15 protein-coding genes are annotated in these 20,805 nt (G+C 43.3%); 11 read left to right on the forward strand and 4 right to left on the reverse strand.

Annotation, left to right across the window (positions count from 1 at the left end):
• Positions 1 to 9: 9 nt before the first annotated feature.
• A complete protein-coding gene (locus V7L07_RS13065) occupies positions 10 to 6,009 on the forward strand; it encodes a PAS domain S-box protein (protein ID WP_335058389.1) in 6,000 nt (1,999 codons plus the stop codon).
• Positions 6,002 to 7,000, forward strand: a complete 999-nt coding sequence (locus V7L07_RS13070; RefSeq protein WP_335058391.1) for a response regulator — start codon at positions 6,002 to 6,004, stop codon at positions 6,998 to 7,000. The genes V7L07_RS13065 and V7L07_RS13070 overlap by 8 nt, the downstream gene beginning before the upstream one ends.
• On the opposite strand, the gene V7L07_RS13075 is transcribed toward V7L07_RS13070, so the two are convergent.
• On the reverse strand, positions 6,967 to 7,221 hold the full coding sequence (locus tag V7L07_RS13075; protein WP_335058393.1) for a type II toxin-antitoxin system prevent-host-death family antitoxin: 255 nt from the start codon (positions 7,219 to 7,221) through the stop codon (positions 6,967 to 6,969). The genes V7L07_RS13070 and V7L07_RS13075 overlap by 34 nt on opposite strands.
• A gap of 139 nt (positions 7,222 to 7,360) precedes the next feature.
• Here V7L07_RS13075 and V7L07_RS13080 point away from each other — a divergent pair, with 139 nt between their 5' ends.
• From V7L07_RS13080 to V7L07_RS13095, 4 genes are all read left to right on the forward strand, one after another.
• Positions 7,361 to 7,876: a J domain-containing protein gene (locus V7L07_RS13080; RefSeq protein WP_335058506.1), complete on the forward strand. Its 516-nt coding sequence runs from the start codon at positions 7,361 to 7,363 to the stop codon at positions 7,874 to 7,876.
• Between the two features lie 35 nt (positions 7,877 to 7,911).
• Positions 7,912 to 8,184 carry a DUF3143 domain-containing protein gene (locus V7L07_RS13085; protein ID WP_179063775.1) on the forward strand — a complete coding sequence of 91 codons (273 nt, stop codon included), beginning with the start codon at positions 7,912 to 7,914 and terminating at the stop codon, positions 8,182 to 8,184.
• 139 nt (positions 8,185 to 8,323) lie between these two features.
• On the forward strand, positions 8,324 to 11,986 hold the full coding sequence (locus V7L07_RS13090; protein ID WP_335058395.1) for a hypothetical protein: 3,663 nt from the start codon (positions 8,324 to 8,326) through the stop codon (positions 11,984 to 11,986).
• A 5-nt stretch (positions 11,987 to 11,991) separates the two neighbouring features.
• Complete coding sequence (locus V7L07_RS13095) at positions 11,992 to 12,444, forward strand: hypothetical protein (protein ID WP_335058397.1); 453 nt, start codon at positions 11,992 to 11,994, stop codon at positions 12,442 to 12,444.
• Between the two features lie 262 nt (positions 12,445 to 12,706).
• On the opposite strand, the gene V7L07_RS13100 is transcribed toward V7L07_RS13095, so the two are convergent.
• The 3 genes from V7L07_RS13100 to lysA form a co-directional block, all read right to left on the reverse strand.
• Positions 12,707 to 13,456, reverse strand: a complete 750-nt coding sequence (locus tag V7L07_RS13100; protein WP_335058399.1) for an isoprenyl transferase — start codon at positions 13,454 to 13,456, stop codon at positions 12,707 to 12,709.
• Positions 13,453 to 14,376: a diadenylate cyclase CdaA gene (gene cdaA / locus V7L07_RS13105; protein WP_335058401.1), complete on the reverse strand. Its 924-nt coding sequence runs from the start codon at positions 14,374 to 14,376 to the stop codon at positions 13,453 to 13,455. Before cdaA ends, V7L07_RS13100 begins: the two co-directional genes overlap by 4 nt.
• A gap of 146 nt (positions 14,377 to 14,522) precedes the next feature.
• Entirely contained in the window at positions 14,523 to 15,992 is a 1,470-nt protein-coding gene (gene lysA / locus V7L07_RS13110; protein ID WP_335058403.1) for a diaminopimelate decarboxylase, read from the reverse strand.
• A gap of 92 nt (positions 15,993 to 16,084) precedes the next feature.
• Between lysA and rimI the strand changes: the two genes are divergently transcribed.
• The 5 genes from rimI to V7L07_RS13135 all read left to right on the forward strand — a co-directional run bounded on the left by rimI (position 16,085) and on the right by V7L07_RS13135 (position 20,604).
• The gene (gene rimI / locus V7L07_RS13115) at positions 16,085 to 16,636 is read left to right on the forward strand and encodes a ribosomal protein S18-alanine N-acetyltransferase (protein ID WP_335058405.1); all 552 of its coding nucleotides are present in this window, start codon (positions 16,085 to 16,087) and stop codon (positions 16,634 to 16,636) included.
• Between the two features lie 422 nt (positions 16,637 to 17,058).
• A complete protein-coding gene (locus V7L07_RS13120) occupies positions 17,059 to 19,527 on the forward strand; it encodes an ATP-dependent Clp protease ATP-binding subunit (RefSeq protein ID WP_196511734.1) in 2,469 nt (822 codons plus the stop codon).
• A gap of 208 nt (positions 19,528 to 19,735) precedes the next feature.
• Complete coding sequence (locus V7L07_RS13125; RefSeq protein WP_229549494.1) at positions 19,736 to 19,969, forward strand: type II toxin-antitoxin system ParD family antitoxin; 234 nt, start codon at positions 19,736 to 19,738, stop codon at positions 19,967 to 19,969.
• A 3-nt stretch (positions 19,970 to 19,972) separates the two neighbouring features.
• Entirely contained in the window at positions 19,973 to 20,194 is a 222-nt protein-coding gene (locus V7L07_RS13130; RefSeq protein WP_335058407.1) for a type II toxin-antitoxin system RelE/ParE family toxin, read from the forward strand.
• A 203-nt stretch (positions 20,195 to 20,397) separates the two neighbouring features.
• Positions 20,398 to 20,604 carry a hypothetical protein gene (locus V7L07_RS13135; protein WP_335058409.1) on the forward strand — a complete coding sequence of 69 codons (207 nt, stop codon included), beginning with the start codon at positions 20,398 to 20,400 and terminating at the stop codon, positions 20,602 to 20,604.
• Positions 20,605 to 20,805 lie beyond the last annotated feature (201 nt).

Consider the following 20,805-nt stretch of genomic DNA (forward strand, 5'->3'; position numbering starts at 1 on the left):
TGATATCGTTTGTTTAAACCTTTTAGATTCATTTTTCCACAAGCTAGACAGAGCCGTTTTTGTCAACAGAGTATTGGGCGATCGCTCCCCGTTGCGATTGGCATTATCATTTCAATTGTAGTTTTGTTGCTCTGGCAGAATTTACTAATATATCAGCACACTGAGATTACCCATTTAATTGCTCAGGAGGCGACAGCTGTCAAAACTGGGTTAAGCAACCGACTTGACGGCCGCATTCTCGCCTTAGAACGGATGGCGAAGCGGTGGGAAGCCAGTGGAGGTACTCTTCGGCCAGTATGGGAAATTGATGCAGCCACTTATTTGAAGGATATTAAAGGATATCAGGCGATCGAGTGGGTTGATTCTACTGCTCATATCCGTTGGATTGCTCCTCTAAAAGGGAATGAATCGGCGCTCAATCTAGACTTGAGCCAGAGTGCCCAACCACGAACTGCACTCTTAACCGCTCGCAATTTAAGGCAAACAACCTTGACTCGCACCCTAGAACTGACACAAGGTAGCAAGGGCTTTTTGGTATGTGTTCCTTTGTATGTTGGGGAACGTTTCGATGGCTACCTTGTTGGAGTTTTCCAAATACAATCACTCCTTGATCGCATCCTACCAAAACAAGTTACCCAAAATTATGAGATTACAATTTTTGATGAGGATGAACTTATCTACAGGCATGGATCTGCGTCTCTAGCAACTTCGACTTGGGCACAGAAAGTAACTATTAATCTGCATGGCATTAATTGGCAAGTTCAGATTATCCCTAGTTCAGCTTGGTTACAACAAAAGCGATCGCTACTTCCCATACTTGTCCTGATTGGAGGTCTTTTCATCGCTTGGTCTTTAGCGTTGGCTCTGTATTTCGCTCAATCCGCTAAACGGCGTAGTCGCCGTATTGAGTTGATCAACCAGAAACTCGATCTCAAAATATCTGAACTTCAGCAAACAGAGATTAATCTTCAGTCAACTATGACACTCCAGCAAGCCATCTTTGATAGTGCCAACTACACCATTATCTCCACTGACACGAATGGCACGATTTGCACCTTTAATGCGGCGGCTGAACAATGGTTAGGATATACTGCTGCTGAAGTGATTGGCAAAACAACTCCTGCCATCTTTCACAAACCAGATGAAGTTGTGCAACGAGCCGCAGAGCTATCACAAGAACTCAATCGTCAAATTGCACCAGGGTTTGAGGTTTTTGTTGCGAAAGCACAACTGGGACAAATTGATGAGCGAGAATGGACATACATTGCTAAAGATGGTTCTCACTTTCCAGTATCATTGTCGCTAACTGCACTGCACGACCGCACAGGTAAGCTGACAGGATTTCTAGGTATTGGCACTAACGTCACAAGACGTAAACAAGCTGAACAGTCGCTACAAAACACGCTACGTGAATTGGAATTTCAGAAATTTGCCCTCGATCAGTCAGCGATCGTTGCAGTCACAGATCATCGCGGAATCATTACCTACGTCAATGATAAGTTCTGTGAACTCTCCCAATACACGAGAGAGGAATTGATTGGAAAAACCCATCGATTAATCAAATCTGACTATCATCCACCCGCTTTCTTTAAGCAACTCTGGTCAACGATCGCTACTGGTAAAGTTTGGCGAGGAGAAATTCAAAACCTAGCAAAAGACGGTTCTTATTATTGGGTTGATACGACGATTGTGCCCTTCCTAGAGAATAGTGGCAAACCCTTCAAATATTTAACAATCCGTTTTGATATCACCCCAATTGAAAAAGCAAAAGAGGAACTGCAAGAAAGCGAAGCAGCCATCAGATCGTTGCATGAAATTACATCTGCCCACTATCTTAATTTTGAGTTGCGCCTTCAAAAGCTACTCACGATGGGATGCCAAGTATTTAATCTGGAGTTTGCCATTTTGGCGCGGGTAGAAAATAGCCACTATGAAGTGATGGCTGCTCAATCGCCCAATAATACCCTGAAGAAAGGCGATATTTTTGATATTAAACAGACTCTATGCTCTGAAGTTTTAAATACAAATGAACCTCTGACGATTGAACATACAGGAGCTTCTAGATGGCATAACCATGCCGCCTACACTGCATTTGGTATGGAGTCTTACATTGGAACGCGAGTTTTAGTCGGAGATCAAGTTTATAGTACCCTCAGTTTCTCTAGCTATGCTCCTCGTACAGAAAAATTCAAATCTGGTCATAAAGAACTGCTCAAGCTAATGGCGCAGTGGATTAGGAGCGAAATCGAGCGCCAGCAGGCAGAGGAGATATTACAAAAGGAACGAGAGTTCCTGAAAGTTCTTCTGGACAATGTGGGAGCAGGGATCGTAGCTTGTAATGCTGATGGCATTTTGACGCTTTCTAACCGAACCTTACAGGAGTGGCACAATTTACCAGAACAACTCATCTCAGCAGAAGAATGGGTGCAGCGCTACGATCTTTATTTGGCTGATGGTAAAACTCCGATGCCAAAGGAGGATAGTCCACTATTTCGAGCTTTGCAAGGAGAGCGAGTCCACGATCTAGAAATGGTGATGATTCCAAAGTATGGGTCAGCACGGACGTTAATCGCAGGTGGACAAGCCATTATCGATGCTCAGGGGCGACAATTAGGTGCAATTTGTGTCTTAAATGATATTAGCGATCGCAAAGCGTCAGAAGAGTCTTTGTTGCAGAGTGAATCCATCCTCCGCAGCTTTTTCAACAGTGGCGCCATGATGATGGGTATTGTGGAGCTATATGACAATGATGTGCGACATCTCTCAGATAATGTCACCTCTGCACAGTTTTTTGGGACTACCCCAGAGGCATTACAGAATCAGTTTGCGACTGATTTGGGAGTAACGCCATCGCACTTGAACCTCTGGATTGCTTACTACCGCCAGGCAATTCAAACCCAAGCGCCAGTCAGATTTGATTATCCACACGCGACTCCTAACGGTCAAAAGTGGCTATCGGCGATCGTTTGTCCAATCGAAAGCCGCCCTGGTGGACAGCCACGACTTTCATACACAGTTGAAGATATTACCAATCGCAAACGAGCCGAAGCGGAATTGCAGCAAATGAGTACTGCCCTGGAAAACGCAGTCGCAGGGATGTCAAGAATTGATGCACAGGGACGTTACATCGCTGTTAACCAAGTCTACGCTACCATTGCAGGCTATCAACCTGAAGAGATGTTAGGGATGCAGTGGCAACAAACCGTTTATCCTGACGATATTGAACACATGATAGATGCCTATCATCAAATGCTCAGGGATGGCAGAGTAGAAGCTGAAGCCAGAGGAGTTAAAAAAGACGGGACTATTTTTTATAAGCAGGTTGTGATGATCTCTGCTTACGATGAACAGCAGCAATTTGTTGGGCAACACTGCTTCATGAAAGATATCACCGATCGCAAGCAGACGCAAGAAGCGCTAAAACAGCAGCTTCGACAAACCGTTCTGCTCAAACAAATCACTCAGCAAATTCGTCAAAGTCTTGACACCAAAAAAATCTTTCAGACAGCTGCCATTCAAATTGGACAAGCATTTCAAGTAGATCGCTGTCTAATTCACTCTTACATTAGCGACCCCAGTCCGCGAATTCCCGTAGTGGCCGAGTATGTTGTTCCTAGTTACAGTTCCATGCTGAAATTTGAGCTTCCCATCGCTGGCAATCCTCATGCCACGAAAATCATCGCACAGGATGAGGCGATCGCTTCAAATGATGTGTACGCCGACCCTTTACTCCAAGGGATGCAAACAATTTGTCGAAACCTGGACTTAAAGTCCATGTTAATAGTCCGCACCTCCTATCAAGGAAAAACAAATGGAATCATCGGAATTCAACAGTGCAGCCATTTTCGCCAATGGACTCTAGAAGAAATTGAATTATTGGAAGCAGTTGCAGCGCAAGTGGGTATCGCCTTGGCACAGGCATACTTGTTAGAGCAAGAAACCATGCAACTAGAAGAACTCACCTGGAAAAACTGGGCCTTGAAGCAGGCAAAACTGGAAGCAGAAGCTGCAAATCGGGCCAAAAGTGAATTTTTGGCGATGATGAGCCACGAAATTCGTACTCCAATGAATGCCATTATCGGGATGACAGGGCTGCTGCTAGATATGGGACTCGCTCCCGAAGAACACGATTTTGTAGAAATTATCCGCAGTAGTAGTGATTCCTTGCTGACTATCATCAATGATATTTTGGACTTCTCTAAGATTGAGTCCGGTAAATTAAATTTAGAGGAACATCCTTTCAACCTCCGCTATTGCATAGAAGAAGCTTTAGATTTATTAGCTTCTCAAGCTGCGGCTAAAAATCTAAATTTAGCTTACCTAATTGATGCCCAAATCCCAAGCACCATCATCAAAGATGTGACGCGAGTCCGACAAATTCTAGTCAATTTGATCGGTAATGCCATCAAATTCACCGCACTTGGGGAAATTGTCATTTCTGTAACGGTCAAACAAGTAATCAGCAAAGACGAATACGAAATTCAATTTGCTGTTAAAGATACAGGCATTGGCATACCCCAAGAACGGATGGAGCGACTATTTAAGCCTTTTAGCCAAGTCGATGCCTCAATGACTCGCCAATATGGCGGTACTGGATTGGGTTTAGCAATTAGTAAGCGCTTATGTGAAATGATGGGTGGCAGCGTGTGGGTTGAGAGTTCTGTAGGAGTTGGCTCAACATTTTATTTCACACTATTAGCTCACTCAACTTCTAGTAGCGAAAACATTGACCTTGGGGTTGTTCAACCAAATTTAATCGGAAAACGCCTGTTAGTGGTCGATGACAATGCTACTAACCGACAATTGATTAGCCTACAAGCCGCTAATTGGGGAATGTTGGTTCACTCACTGGAGTCAGGTTTGTCAGCTTTGGAATTGATTAATTCAGGTGAACAATTTGATATCGCCGTTTTAGATATGCGGATGCCAGAGATGAACGGTTTAACTCTGGCAGGACATATTCGCTCCTTAGCAAGCTGTCAAAACCTGCCTTTAGTAATGCTGAGTGACGTTGAAAGATTAATCCAGAAAGAGCATGAAGAAAAACTAGGCTTAGTTACTATCTTAAGTAAACCAATAAAGCGATCGCAGCTTTATAACATATTCATCAATACCTTATGCAACGAAAAAATTTTTATATCACCAACGAAATCATTTCCACCAGCATTTTATTCTGAGTTGAGTCAAAAGCTACCATTACGGATTCTCTTAGTGGAAGATGTTTCTTTAAATCAGAAGGTAGCGCTACTCATGTTAGAGCGGATAGGCTATCGTGCTGACACTGCGAATAATGGATTAGAAGTGCTGTTAGCTTTACGCCAACAATCCTATGATTTAGTCTTCATGGATGTGCAAATGCCAGAAATGGACGGGTTGGAAGCTACTCGGAGAATTTGCCAGGAATGGCCAGACAACAGCCGACCTTGGATTATTGCCATGACCGCTCATGCTATGCAAGGCGACAGAGAGGAATGCCTTAGTGCCGGGATGAATGATTACATTAGCAAACCTATCCGTATGGAAGCTCTCGTCGAAGCTTTCAAAAACTATCGAATTTTACAGCCATCAGCTAATGAAAATCAAGACTTAAAGGTTTTTGTTAAAAAAGATGAGCAAGATTCTCAATCTGAAATAGAACAACAAGTAATCTTAGCTCCAGCGATCGATGCCGAAACCTTTCAAGCTTTAAAAGATATGGTAGGTGATACTGAAATTTTGGCAGAGTTTATTGATAACTATTTAGAAGATGCGCCACAAAGGTTATTGGCTATTCATAACGCAATTGACAAAAAAGATGCTACTGAGCTTCGTAGTGTTGCTCATTCCCTGAAATCTTTGAGTGTGACTATCGGCGCTATGCCTTTTGCCGAACTATGCCAAGAATTAGAAACGATGGGTCGTACTGGTACAACACTCAGTGCTTTTACTCTAGCTCCAGAACTTGAAACAGAGTATCAAAGGGTAAAAGCTGCTTTAGTATTACAACATCCCAATAGGAAAAATGATTAATTACGATTTTCAAAATAACCCACCTTCAGTTCTTGTTGTCGATGATGAGAGAGGCTTGCGATTAGTGCTGCATCGAGCTATGGAGAAAGAAGGATATCGAGTTACCGAAGCGTGTAACGGTCAACATTGTTTAGATATTTGTCAACAGCAAGTGCCAGATTTAATTTTGTTAGATGCGATGATGCCAGGCTTGGATGGCTTCAGTTGTTGTGCCCAGATGCAAACGCTTCTAGGTGATAATTGTCCTCCGATTTTAATGATTACTTCTCTCGACGATCAAGAATCTGTTGACCGAGCTTTTGAAGCAGGTGCAACAGACTACATCACAAAACCAATTGATTGGAGTCTACTTAGTCAGCGAGTCAATCGCTTGCTGACATCAAGATGGGCGATAGCAGAACTGCAACAAAAGATTCAAAGAGAATGCTTGCTGACAGCACAGGTAGAAGCTGCAAATCGTGATTTGCAACGCCTCACTTCTGTAGATAGCGTAACTCAAATTGCTAATCGTTACTACTTTGATGAGTATTTACAACGCGAATGGAAGCGCTTGCAAAAGTATAAATTATCTCTTTCTTTGATTTTGATGTGTGTTCACTTTCCCAAGGCTAATGATGAGTATCAAGCTAGAGATGGATATATGCGCCAAATTGCTGACGCTCTAAGTAAATCCAAGCGGCGGGGAGCGGATTTCATAGCCAGTTTTGATGTTGACAAATTCGCTATAGTTTTGCCAAATACTCAAGCTGAAGAAGCTTTGCAGATTGCGGACAATATTCTGTCTGCTGTAAAATTTATTAACATAGCCAATGATAATTCCAAAACCGACGATTTTATCAACTTCAGCATAGGTGTGACAAGTGTTATTCCTAGCTTGGAACTATCTCTAAATAAGGTAATTACCATAGCAGAAAAAGCTCTTCTACAAGCAAAATTAGCTTCCAGGCAATCACATTGTTATTTTAAACCCACATTCCGCACTTCAATTTGAAACGCTTCTAACTTGAGTTTTTGCAGTTCTTCCTCAAGGCGCTGGAGTTCATCTATCATTTGCTGAAATGCTTGTGCTTCATGCACCACAACCTCAGCTTTCCCATTTACCGTTAGTACAAGTGGGGACTTTGTTACCTTGATCTTCTCTACGTAATCTTTGGCATTGCGCTTGAAGTCGGTAAGAGTTTGAATATTTTCGAGATTAATTTTGATGTGCATCGCATCTAATTAAATGCTTTATTAAGATATCTTATCAAATGCTAGACCTGCTATGTCTTCTCCAATTCACAAAGGATTTAAAATATAAAAAATATCTTTGAGCAAAGTGACTCAAACAGCCGTGAATCAAAACGGGGCAATGCCACAAAGCAGCGAACCAACTTATTACTCCCTGCTAGGACTGCATCCCTGGGCATCGGTAATTGACATTCGTCGCGCTTATCGGCAACTGAGCAAACTCTATCATCCTGATACTACAGACTTGCCAACTGCGATCGCCACTCCTAAATTTCAGCAAATCAACGAAGCCTACGCCACCCTTAGCCATCCAGAACGGCGCTTAAGCTACGATTTAAAAATTGGCTATTCCCGCTTTGGAGTGATTCAACCACCCGCTGATTTAAATCATCCCGTATCACATTCATATAACTGGTCAAAATCAGCTTATCTCGATGCGAGCGATCGCCCCTTATCATCTGGCGAAATCTTTGCTTTATTTATACTGGTGTTAACATTTGTAGGCTGTCTACTATTAGCAGTTGCCATTGGCTTAACTCGTGGCGAGGCTGCGATCCATTCCCATCAGCTACAATCACTTGTATCCATACAACAGCAGATTACCTATATCTCGCAACTAATTACCCATCTGAAATAATCAAAAAATTCCCTAATCCAAAATCTAAAATTCCTATGCCTCTTCTTCCATCTGATACCCCCCTATATAATCATCCCCTGCCACAAATTGAGCAGTGGCTAAAAGACCAAGGCTGTCAACAAGACGAAACACAGAGGCATTGCTGGCGTGTGCAGCGGCCTAGTTGGCAAGCTGAATTATGGCTCGATGTTGAGCAAATTGTCGTGCGATATGTCCAATCTGGAGAAAATGGACAAGATATCCAACGCTCATTTAAGTATTCTCTGAGTCGGGATGATGTAGAACAAGCTGTGTTTTCAGGCCCATAAGAAAGTGCGAAGTACAATTCATCGTAAATTTAGACGAAAGTCGATGGCGATCGCATTTCGATAAACTGTAAAATTTGTTTGGTATAAAATGCCTGACATCAGGATTCATAGCTTTACCCATCAATGAAGGAAGGGTGAGATGAGCGATACCTACGGTGGTAAACTACGCACGTTTGGGCGGAAGAAAGCAGGTACATCAAATTTTTCAAATCCGTCCCTTGTCTCACCCACAACTCCGACGCTGGCAAATCCGGTGCGAGACTTTGGTTTACCAACGAATAATATAATCCAAACAGCAACAGAGGAATCAACCAACCTGCAAGAAGCGCAGTCTGCTGACGAGCAATCCTTATTATCACAAGCCATTCAGCAACAATCTTTTGGTCACGATATTAGTCGTATGGCGTTGCGTCGTCCCCAGGCAAAACTGACGGTGGGAGAACCAGACGACAAATACGAGCAAGAAGCGGATCGGGTGGCAAATCAGGTGATGCGGATGGTTTCTCCCCCAACCCCCAACTTTCAGCGCCAGGTAACGAAGGAAGAAGTAGAAGAGATCCAGACGAAGCCACTGGCAGAAACCATCACGCCACTGGTGCAGCAAACGGGGATGGTGCAACACAAATTTGATGATGAATCACAAACCCAGAAATTTGGTCAACCTGTAACTACTCCAAAAACGGATCAATCTGGCATAGAGCCTGATGGAGCAAATTCAGCACTGACTAATAATCACCCAACAGAGGATGTTGGAAGTAAGGCAATCTCTCCAGTAGATACTAAACAAGAAGCCTTATCGACTCAGCCAAGTTTACCTGCAACTACTCAGGCTAATTCAGAAGCGGTTTACCCTAGCAACTCTATACCAGAGAAAAGCGGTAATGCAGTCCTTGACAAATCAGCGACAGCGGAACTTGCCAGCATTCCTCAGCCTGGAGGGATAGCCAATGAAGTGGTATCTCCTCAAACCTATACACCGCAAACTGAAGCGGCTGAATCGCAGCAATCTCTTCCTAATCCTGTTGGACAGTTACCCCAATTAGATAAAGCGATTGACCCCTCAGCAATGGCGATCGCGGAGGCTGAACAACCACAGGAATTGCCTGAGATTCCCCAGCCAACTATGCCGGAATCGCCAGAGCTTGCTCAGGCTGCTCAACAAATTATCCAAACAAAGGAGATAGAAAAAGCTGCCCTGACTCAAAAAATTGAAGCTCAACAGAATTTTTTGCAACAACAAACAGAGATACAGATCGAAGCAATTCAGGCAGCAACTCAAGGGAAAATTCAAGGCATTACATCAGATATTGCCGCCAAGAAAGCTGAGGTTCAACAAACCTTCAATACAACTAAGGCTAATCTGAAAGGGCAAATTGAGAACCACAAGACAAATATCCAAGCTGAAACTACTCGTGGGTTGAATTCATTACAGCAGGAAGTAGAAACTAAGCGCAAAGGGGCTAACACGACAGCTGAGAATGAAGCGAAACAGGTGGAGCAGACAGGACAAACTGAAGCTACCCGTGCTACCACTTCAACAGCAGAATCGGCTACGGCAGTGAATGCAATTGCGAAACAACAGGGCGATCGCTACGGCAGTAAACCAGAGGAAAAAACTGCTGCACGCCAAGGTACTGGACAAGCTTCTGCGGAAGTAGTAGGCAAGTTAACCTCACGCGGGCAATCTTTAGCCAAAGATGCCAGAGAAGCTGCACAAAAAGCCGCACAAGAATTTCGAGCGGCTGGGCAGAAATTAGCGGCTGGTGTGGGGAGTAATACCGCGCAAGTTGAAAAAGCTATCCGAGATAATGCCAATACTATAACTTCTCAATTCATTAGCCAAATTACTCAACAACTGCAAAAGATAGATACGTTGCAAACAAAAGCCCTTGCATCTTTAGAAAATTTAAAGTCAAGTTCTATCTCAGGAATTAAGCAAGCTGGTAATTCAGCCGCCGCAGCGGCCAAAATATCTGGGAAGACTGCTGCAAATCAAGTGAGTCAATTTAAAGTTGCTAGTCTTAACCAACTTGACAAAGGGGCACATCAAGTTGTTGAAAAACTGAATCAAGTTTCTAACAATAAGAAAATTAATAAAAAAGCAGTTGATAAATTTATTCAAGAGACAAAAGAACCATTCCAACAAACGCGATTACAGTTGGAAACAGCACTTTCTTCCCAGATTAGTGGTGCTAATAATAGTTTGAATCAGCTAGGAAGTGCTTTCTCTGCTCACTTGGATGGATTACAGCAGAAAGTGACAGGTGAAGCAGATAAGGCTACAAACTCTTTGAGTACTGGTTTAGCTCAAGTTCCAGAGCAGGCAGCACAACAAGTACAACAATCAGTCACAACTAATAAAAACGCTAACGAACAGTTGATTAGTCAATTTGGTGGAGGAATTCAGCAGAAAATTGATGAAGCCAAGCAGGGATGGGTTCAACAGCAGCAGAAAGTTAATAACGATATTCGTAGCAAAGTTGATGAAGGTATTAAATCGAATAAAGATGTAGAAAGTAAAGCTCCAAGTGACTTTGCCCAAGTAGCTCAGTCAGCAGCCGAAAAAGCTGCTGATCCTGGATGGCTTCAGGTTCTTAAGGGAATTGGGGAAGGAATCTTAAAAGTTTTAGTGGGATTGGCAATTTTTGTCGCTGTTGTAGTTGTGGTTATTCTTCTGCTTCCAGAAGAAATAGTAGCAGCGATCGGGATTGCAGGAGTTGCTGCGATCGTTGGTCTGGGCTTCCTAATCTATGGCTTTGTCACTTCCTTTATCAATCGCTGTGAAGAATTTGCAAAGGCATTACATGCCGCTGGTGTAGACGATCCGCCCTGGTACATTTATCTTGCTGCTGGTATTGCAATACCGTTTGTGTCCCTTTTAGATGCTGTTGGTATCTCACCAATCCTTGAAGGAGCGCTTAATATAAGTATTCTTACAGGGCAAGATTTGAATCTTACTCCAGAGCAGCGAGCAGAGAAAATCACCGAAGGGGTACTCACACTTGCCCTCATGTTCATCATGGGCAGAGTTTTGAAGGGTGGTAAACCTGGTGAAGTCCCAGTGGAAGTTAAACCCGGTGAGGTTAAACCCGGTGAAGTTAAACCTGGTGAAGTTAAACCATTAGAAACAAAACTAGGTAAGGCTAATGCTGAACGCCTCATTGCTGAATTAGGGGAAGAACGCGCGAACAAATTGGTTGAAGACTTAACTCCTGATATAGTCAACAAATTACTAAAAGACTTGACTCCAAGTGAAATTCAAGATTTTGTAAGCAAGCTTGGCAGTGAGAAATTAAAACTGTTAACCGAAAAGTATGGTGGCGAGGCGCTGAAACACTATGGTAGTGACTTCTTTAAGGATTATAAGGGAGTAACCCAAGACACGATTAATCACCTCTTACAAAATGATGGAATTGTTAAAGGGGAAATCAAAGGCTGCCATGATAAAGCCACTTTCCTGAATGAATTGAATGGCAAAGGTGAAGTTGTTTCAGAAATTCCAGATCCTAGTAACCCCGATGTTATACGTTATGAATACAAGCTTTATCAAAAAGATGCCGCAGGAAAAATCAAACAGCCACCAACACTTTCTACTGGAAAAGCAAAACTTAAAACAGTTATTAAGGATCTTGCTGGGAATCCAGACAAATGGAAAGAAATTGGAAATGCTGCTGCTGATGATTCAATTAAGAGAAAAGCTTTTCCCGCATCTGGAGGAGCCTTTGAAGGAACCGGAAAAAATATAAAAATTCGTGGATTCTACCGCCCAAATCAAGTAGACACCTTCTTTCCCAACTTTTAAGTCTCATGAGTAATCTTATAAAGGATAAATTAGTAGATAGTATTGTTATTGAACTATCTCAAGATGAAGATTTATTGAAACTGATGGTTCAAATTACAGAACCAAAAGAGTTACTGATTTTAACAAGCTCACTTAACTTCTTTGGTTGGAGCGATCTGTTGTATATTGCCTCTGGTGTGGGAGATCAACAAGGTGTTGGAGTTGACGGAACTGGCTTTCGATATCCCACTGATGAACTAGATCCAGGTGAAAAACCCTTGGAAGGAGTAGAAGTCTACAATCCTCTTGGTGAAGTTCAGGTAAGTATTCCAGCTTTTGAGCGTCTTATGCTCCGTTACTTTCGTACACTAATCTCTGAAGCGAAAAAACTCAATAACCCAATAGTTGAACAACCCTGGTGGAAAGAATTCGTTGCAATCACTAAAAAAATTGAACAAAGGCTTTATGGCGCTTCTTGAACCAGTGAGGTCGCTTCTGTGGCATAAGCTTTATTCTGTTTCTAAAGTGTAGCCAGGGATGAGCGATCGCACTACACGAGATCGCTCATCGTTTGACTTGAGGTGCGTAGTTTACTGCCGCAGGCATCGCGCTACGGTGTTTCAGACAAAGCATGAACCTTAAGAATACGAGGAGGTGAGGGAGCCGGGAAGAAGCAAGGGAGAAGAGTTTTCCCCTCCGCCCCCGCCCCTCTGCCTCTTTTCAATGCTCAATGCCCCTTCCTTACACTTTCCCAAATCGCCGTTCTCGTTGCTGATAGGCACACAAAGCGCGGTGAAACTCTGCTCGGTCAAAATCGGGCCAGAGGGCATCAGTAATATAAATTTCTCCATAAGCCATTTGCCAGAGCAGGAAATTTGAGAGGCGCATTTCTCCACTGGTGCGGATTAATAAATCTGGGTCAGTAACTCCGGCTGTGTACAAGTGGCTCTCAAACACCTGTTCATTAATTTCATCAGGTTGTAATAGACCTTGCTGCACTTGTTTGGCGATCGCCTGACAAGCTTGTAAAATCTCTTGTCGTCCACCATAATTAGTTGCTACTGAAAACCGGATACCGCGATTATTCTTAGTTTCTTCCATAGAACGCGATATTTCTTGTTGGAGCGATCGCGGTAGGTCTTGCAAATTCCCCACAAACTTAATTTGAACATTCTCTTCGACCATTTCCCGCAGTTCTTGGCGCAAAACTCTTTGAAACAGAGTCATCAAAAAATCCACTTCTTCCTGGGGTCTTTTCCAATTCTCCGTTGAAAAAGCATAAGCTGTCAGCGCTTGAATTCCCCAATCCTGACAACAGCGAAGTAAATCCTTGAGAGCATCTACCCCTCGCTTATGACCCATAATTCGGGGTAGACCCTGACGTTTAGCCCATCGACCATTACCATCCATAATTACCGCCACGTGCTGCGGCAATAGTTCTCGTTTTAAGTCAGTAGGCAAATCTTGCAGTTTAGTTTGTTGTGCTGTCATTTTTTATCTCGAGAAGCGGTCGATGGTAATCCGAGTAAACGTGAAACCAGTGCTAGTGTCTTCCCACCTATCCGACGAATAAAACTCAACAGACCAGGAGCAACTGCTTCCCGATCGACGTTTGGGGACAAAAGAGCCTCTAATGACTCTTTCAGTTTCCTAATCGTCAGCGGTCTATTTAGGGTTCCCCTTTCCGCTAAGGAAATAGAACCCGTTTCTTCAGATACGACGACACAAATGCAATTTTCGACCCGCTCAGTAATTCCCATTGCCGCCCGGTGGCGTGTTCCCAACTGGCGCGAGGCTGTGCGTCCCGAAAGTGGTAAAATTATACCTGATGACACGATCCGTGAGCCACGAATCAATGTCGCTCCATCGTGTAACAAAGTTTTCGGCTGAAAAATTGTCTGGATCAATTCTTTAGAAACCTCCGCATTTAGCTTTACTCCTGGCACAGAAAAATCTCGCTCATCAATTGGGCCTGTGGTTTCCACAATTAGTAAAGCTCCAATGCGGTTTTTTGACAATTCTTTAACAGCCTCAACAATTTCATCAATTACACTATCAGATTTGGGGATTGCCAGACGGTCGGGTTGAAGTAGCTGACGAAACTCGCCACGCCCCAATTGCTCCAAAAATCGCCGAAACTCTGACTGTAGAGCAACTGCCATTGCCACAGCACAACCAATCACTAACTTTTCCAATACAAAACTGAGCAGAGGTAGTCCTAATCTGCCACTTAGTGCTGAGGCTAGCATTAAAAGAATGAATCCCCGCACCATCCACAGTGTTCGGCGCTCACTAATGATAACTAGTATCATATATGTCAGCACCAGCACTAACACAATATCCAGAGTCCCAAGTAGCAAGGACTGTGACCACCCCAGGTTTGTCAGCCATTGCTTCCACCAATCTCTCATGACATCTGGATTACACTTTTGCCTCTAATTACAATTAGGAGTTATGAGTTATGAGTTATGAGTTAGGAATTATGAGTTATGAGTTAGGAATTATGAAAAAAACTTTAATTGACAACTCATAACTTCAAGTTCACAACTCCTAACTTCTAACTCTTAACTCCTAACTCTTGATTTTTCAGTCTTTCTGGTAGGCGATCTTGTCGAATTAAATCTTCATAAGTTTCACGTTGCAAAATTAAATTTGCTTCGCTATTCGCCACTACGACTGCTGCCGGTCGGGGCAAGCGGTTGTAGTTAGATGCCATACTGTAATTGTACGCACCAGTTCCCATAACTACGAGAATATCCCCTGATTCAGTCTTTGGAAGTAGTGCGTTTTTAATCAGAATATCTCCTGATTCGCAATGTTTACCAGCAATTGTGACTGTTTCAGTTAAAGGAAAAGACATTTTATTGGCAACAACTGCCCGATAAACTGATTGGTAAGTAATCGGACGGGGATTGTCAGACATTCCTCCATCAATTGCTACGTAAGTGCGAATTTCTGGGATAACTTTTGATGAACCAACAGTATAGGCAGTAACACAAGCTGTCGCAATTAGCGATCGCCCCGGTTCACTCAGTAATTTCGGCAAAGGTAGATTTTCGGCTGCACAAGCTTCTTGGATTACTTGACAAATTGCCTTTACCCACTCTTCAATACTGGGGGGATCGTCTGATTCTGTATACTTAATCCCTAAACCGCCACCAACATTTAACTCTGTAATATTTAAACCAAACTTCGCAGCATCTCGTAGCCACTGCACCATCACAGCAGCTAAATCTTGGTGCGGTTGGCGCTCAAAAATTTGGGAACCAATATGAGCGTGTACTCCTACGCAATTCAGGGCAGATTGTTGACCGACAAAAGTAAAAACTTCATCTAAATCGTTGGGATCAAAGCCAAATTTGCTATCTAAGTGTCCCGTGCGAATGTACTCATGCGTGTGACACTCAATACCGGGAGTTAGTCGTAGCATGATGCGAATAGGCAGAGGGGATTGGGAGGATGAGGAGGAATTTATTTCCCCTGCTCCCCTGCTCCCCTGCTCCCCTGCTATTTCCACAAGGGTATGTAATTCATACCAGTTATCCGCCACAATGGTGACACCAGATGCGATCGCTAAAATTAATTCTTCACGAGATTTATTATTGCCGTGAAGATAAATTTTATCGGGACTAACACCCGCTCGTAAGGCGGTGTAAAGTTCGCCCCCAGAAACGACATCGATTCCCAGTCCCTCTGACGCTGCGATCGCACAAACGGCTAAACAATTCCAAGCTTTTGAGGCATACAATACTTGAGATTCGCCCTTATAGTATTGCTTGAAAGCATCTCGGTATTGCTGACAAGCTGAACGCAGGGTTTCTTCATCTAAAATATATAAAGGTGAACCAAACTGCTCAACTAGGGTTGTGACATCACACCCACCAATTTCCAGGAGGTCATGATGATGAACTCTGGCAGTCAAGGGTAAAAGTTGTTGATTAGGCGATGGATTTGTGCTGGTGTCGTGCCTTTGAGGTAAATATTGACTTCCAGAATGTTGAACCCCTGTGGGGTGAGTCGATACCATAAATATAAAAGTTTTCCTTGTTCAAATTACGGGCTTTGAGTTCGTCTCCCGATTCCCAGTTTACAAAGGGTTTGTAATCTTATTCAATAAATGTGATCTTATTAGACTTAGAAATTAAATTACTGACTCCAAAGCATCTCAGTGCATTGTTGGAACTGGATCAAGCTTGTTTTGGCGGTCTATGGACAATGGAAGGCTACCAAAGAGAGTTGGACAGTCCCAATAGCGATTTGCTGGGTTTGTTTTCGCCTGCCTCTAATTCGAGATTATTGGGAATGGGTTGCTTTTGGTCAATTTTAGAGGAAGCCCACATTACAATTTTGGCGGTTCATCCCGAATATCACCGTCAAGGAATGGGACAGGCTTTATTATATTCACTTATTAAGACAGCTTGCGATCGCAAAATGGAGCGAGCTACCCTCGAAGTGCGAGCTTCCAACTTGGGGGCTATATCTTTATATCAAAAATTTGGCTTCAAAACAGCAGGGCGGCGGCGGCATTACTACCAAGATAACGATGAGGACGCGCTGATTCTTTGGCTCCCAGATTTACAACACCCCAAATTTAAAGCAACTTTAGACCACTGGTATTCCACAATCAGCGATCGCCTAGACAAATCCTCTTGGCACTTGCTTTTTAAGTAGTTGGCCATTATTAATTTTGAATCATTGGGGTTTGCGATGATCGCCCTCAGCAAAAAAATGCAACTTTACTAAGCTATTTTAGATTTGAATTTATTATAAATAAACTTATATTCTATAAGAATATAACATATAAATTGTTTTTGCTTGATATTAAGAAATATATACGCTATACATAAATGTTTGGGATTAAATCAATAAACCCTTACTCTAAGCAGCCTGCTATTTGTAATAAATCCCAAAAAAGCTGGTGAACTAAAGCTCCTCAGTACACTAGCCAGATAAGAGTAGTCAATAGTTAACAATTAGCCCATCAACTAAAGTCATAGCTTCAGGATGTCTATAATCTGTTATACAGGCATCCAAAAGCTTTGCCTGTGCTAAAATCAGCATACCGGCACGACCGCAGATGATGGGATAAAGCCATGTTTGAGCGCTTCACAGAAAAAGCCATTAAGGTAATCATGCTGGCCCAAGAAGAGGCCCGCCGTTTAGGTCACAACTTTGTCGGAACCGAGCAGATCCTCCTGGGTCTGATTGGCGAAGGCACTGGAGTGGCTGCGAAGGTGCTGAAATCAATGGGCGTCAATCTCAAAGATGCCCGAATCGAAGTTGAAAAAATTATAGGACGGGGATCAGGCTTTGTTGCCGTGGAAATTCCGTTTACGCCACGGGCAAAGCGAGTTTTAGAACTCTCCTTGGAAGAAGCACGCCAACTGGGGCATAACTACATTGGCACCGAGCATCTGCTGTTGGGCCTAATCCGCGAAGGGGAAGGCGTCGCAGCCAGGGTGCTAGAAAACCTCGGTGTGGATCTATCTAAGGTCAGAACCCAAGTCATCCGTATGTTGGGAGAAACTGCCGAAGTTTCACCAGGCGGCTCATCCGGGCGCACAAAAACCCCGACTCTGGATGAATTTGGCTCAAACCTGACCCAGATGGCAATTGATAATAAGCTCGATCCAGTGGTGGGACGCGCTAAGGAAATTGAGCGGGTGATTCAAATTTTGGGTCGCCGGACTAAAAATAACCCAGTGCTAATTGGGGAACCAGGGGTTGGTAAAACGGCGATCGCTGAAGGTTTAGCTTCACGCATTGCCACCAAAGATGTCCCTGACATCCTGGAAGATAAACGCGTCGTCACCTTGGATATTGGTTTGCTCGTAGCAGGAACCAAGTACCGGGGTGAATTTGAAGAACGCTTGAAAAAAATCATGGATGAAATCCGCTCGGCGGGTAATGTCATTCTCGTGATTGATGAGGTACACACCTTAATTGGTGCGGGTGCAGCCGAAGGTGCTATTGACGCAGCGAATATCCTCAAGCCAGCTTTGGCCAGGGGTGAGTTGCAGTGCATCGGTGCTACAACCCTAGATGAATACCGGAAGCACATCGAGCGAGATGCAGCCCTGGAGCGGCGTTTCCAGCCAGTGATGGTTGGCGAACCGACAGTTGATGAAACAATTGAAATTTTATATGGTCTGCGCGAACGCTACGAGCAACACCATAAACTGAAAATCTCCGACGAAGCATTAGTAGCGGCGGCGAAGTTATCAGATCGTTACATTAGCGATCGCTTCCTCCCAGATAAAGCCATCGACTTAGTTGATGAAGCTGGTTCTAGAGTGCGCTTGATTAACTCCCAACTGCCACCCGCAGCCAAAGAGTTAGACAAAGAACTGCGTCAGATATTAAAAGAAAAAGATGACGCAGTGCGCTCCCAAGACTTTGACAAAGCTGGAGAATTGCGCGATCGCGAAATGGAAATCAAAGCCGAAATCCGCGCGATCGCTCAAAGCAAGACCAATGCAACAGGCACAGAAGGTGAAGAACCTGTAGTTACAGAAGAAGACATTGCCCATATTGTCGCTTCCTGGACTGGGGTACCGGTGAACAAACTCACCGAATCTGAATCTGAAAAGCTGCTGCACATGGAAGATACCTTGCATCAGCGTTTAATTGGTCAAGATGAAGCTGTGAAAGCAGTTTCACGGGCAATTCGTCGCGCTCGTGTCGGTTTGAAAAATCCCAACCGACCCATAGCTAGCTTTGTCTTCTCTGGGCCTACTGGTGTAGGTAAAACCGAGTTGGCGAAATCCTTAGCTGCTTACTTCTTCGGTTCCGAAGAAGCGATGATTCGCTTAGATATGTCCGAATACATGGAGCGTCACACCGTCAGCAAGCTGATTGGTTCCCCTCCAGGTTATGTTGGCTATAACGAAGGTGGTCAGCTAACCGAAGCCGTGCGGCGGCGTCCTTACACCGTGGTGTTGTTCGATGAAATCGAAAAAGCCCACCCCGATGTTTTCAATATGCTGCTGCAAATTTTGGAAGACGGACGGTTAACTGATGCTAAAGGTCGCACGGTAGACTTCAAGAACACCTTGCTGATTTTAACTTCCAATATTGGTTCTAAGGTAATTGAAAAAGGCGGTAGCGGTATCGGCTTTGAATTCTCCGAAGATGCCAGCGAGTCAACTTACAACCGGATTCGCTCTTTGGTCAACGAAGAACTCAAACAGTACTTCCGTCCAGAGTTCCTCAACCGACTCGATGAAATCATCGTCTTCCGTCAGTTGAACAAGCCGGAAGTGACCCAAATCGCCGAAATTATGCTCAAGGAAGTATTTGGTCGTCTAACTGAAAAGGGTATCACCTTAGAAGTCACAGACCGCTTCAAGGATCGATTGATCCAAGAGGGTTACAGTCCCAGCTACGGCGCAAGGCCATTACGTCGGGCAATTATGCGCCTGTTAGAAGATAGCCTAGCAGAAGAAATTCTGTCTGGTCGTATCAAAGATGGCGATACAGCCCTTGTTGATGTGGATGAAAATGGCGTTGTCCAAGTTAGTTCTCAACAGCGTCGGGAATTGTTACCCCAAGGTGTTGAGTAAGATTTAGGATTTGGGATTAAATCTCAAATAAAAAATTAGAAAACGGTAGAGTATTTATTGCTCTACCGTTTTTTTGTGGGAAAATATCTGGGTTTGCGATCGCTATGTTTTGATTTTGCTCGTAATTTTGGAATCTAGCTGTTTTCAGCTTTCATGTGGAGTAATACCAACAAATATTATATATTGGTATTATATAGGAGGAAATTGTATGCAAAAAAATACAAGTGTTACCTTGGGTGAGCATTTTGAAGCGTTTATCGCCAATCAAGTTGACAGCGGTCGTTTTGCCAGCGCCAGTGAAGCGATTCGAGCGGGACTGCGCCTTTTAGAAGAGCGAGAAATAAAACTTGCCGCTTTGCAACGAGCATTGACAGACGGGGAGAACAGCGGATTTGCTGACTATTCTCTCTCAGGATTGCTTGCAGAGCTTGATCGTGAATAGCGCATGTCAGCATTTCGCCTTACTGAATTAGCCACTCAAGACTTGCTATCAATCGGTCGCTACACCCAAAAAACGTGGGGAACTGAGCAGAGAAACCGTTATCTTGCTATCTTGGACGATTGCTTTCATCTCTTGGCACGAGAGCCACACAGGGGACGTACTTGTGATGATATTCGCTCAGGATATCGCAAGTACCACATCGGACGACATTTGATCTTTTATTAGGAAACCAATAAAACTATCGATATTATTCGTATTTTGCATGATCGTATGGATGTGGAGTCTTATTTCAACGAAGACTAACCCAAAGACAACCTATTCCTTAACATGAGAATTATTACCCCAAGGGGTTGAATAGTATTTAAAATTTTAGCTTTATCGTTGGCATATTAGATTGAGCGAATAAACACTAAAAGGTATTCCAAGTTATGACCTTCAGTGATGTAGTTGAAGCAATTAAAAGTCTTTCCAGCGAAGAAAAGTTAGAAATTCAACTGTTATTGCAGCAATATCTACGAGAAGAAAGGCATGAAGGGATTTATCAAAATTTTCAGGCGGCGCAAGTAGAACAGCAAAATAGTGAACTAAAATTTTCCTCGAATATGGATGAACTGAGACAACTTATAGAAGAGTAATGTTAAAAGTAAGTTTCAGTTCTTCATTTAAATGAGTAGATAAAAATCAATATTCAAAAAACGGTAGAAGACAAAACTTATCTGCCGTTTTTTTGTTGTCTACCAATATCACAAAAACACAAACAGCAGATGAATCTAACCTTAATACCTTCTATAATTTCTGCTTCGCTGTTAATTATGCTCTGTCTGTGGGAAAACTAA

Origin of the sequence: Nostoc sp., assembly GCF_036916985.1 — a bacterium.
Lineage (GTDB): Bacteria > Cyanobacteriota > Cyanobacteriia > Cyanobacteriales > Nostocaceae > Nostoc.

Excerpts from the sequence above, each read along its gene's own strand:
- V7L07_RS13070 (WP_335058391.1), top strand. The coding sequence starts at position 6,002 with ATGATTAATTACGATTTTCAAAATAACCCACCTTCAGTTCTTGTTGTC.
- V7L07_RS13075 (WP_335058393.1), bottom strand. The coding sequence starts at position 7,221 with ATGCACATCAAAATTAATCTCGAAAATATTCAAACTCTTACCGACTTC.
- V7L07_RS13080 (WP_335058506.1), top strand. The coding sequence starts at position 7,361 with ATGCCACAAAGCAGCGAACCAACTTATTACTCCCTGCTAGGACTGCAT.
- V7L07_RS13085 (WP_179063775.1), top strand. The coding sequence starts at position 7,912 with ATGCCTCTTCTTCCATCTGATACCCCCCTATATAATCATCCCCTGCCA.
- V7L07_RS13090 (WP_335058395.1), top strand. The coding sequence starts at position 8,324 with ATGAGCGATACCTACGGTGGTAAACTACGCACGTTTGGGCGGAAGAAA.
- V7L07_RS13095 (WP_335058397.1), top strand. The coding sequence starts at position 11,992 with ATGAGTAATCTTATAAAGGATAAATTAGTAGATAGTATTGTTATTGAA.
- V7L07_RS13100 (WP_335058399.1), bottom strand. The coding sequence starts at position 13,456 with ATGACAGCACAACAAACTAAACTGCAAGATTTGCCTACTGACTTAAAA.
- cdaA (WP_335058401.1), bottom strand. The coding sequence starts at position 14,376 with ATGAGAGATTGGTGGAAGCAATGGCTGACAAACCTGGGGTGGTCACAG.
- lysA (WP_335058403.1), bottom strand. The coding sequence starts at position 15,992 with ATGGTATCGACTCACCCCACAGGGGTTCAACATTCTGGAAGTCAATAT.
- V7L07_RS13120 (WP_196511734.1), top strand. The coding sequence starts at position 17,059 with ATGTTTGAGCGCTTCACAGAAAAAGCCATTAAGGTAATCATGCTGGCC.
- V7L07_RS13125 (WP_229549494.1), top strand. The coding sequence starts at position 19,736 with ATGCAAAAAAATACAAGTGTTACCTTGGGTGAGCATTTTGAAGCGTTT.
- V7L07_RS13130 (WP_335058407.1), top strand. The coding sequence starts at position 19,973 with ATGTCAGCATTTCGCCTTACTGAATTAGCCACTCAAGACTTGCTATCA.
- V7L07_RS13135 (WP_335058409.1), top strand. The coding sequence starts at position 20,398 with ATGACCTTCAGTGATGTAGTTGAAGCAATTAAAAGTCTTTCCAGCGAA.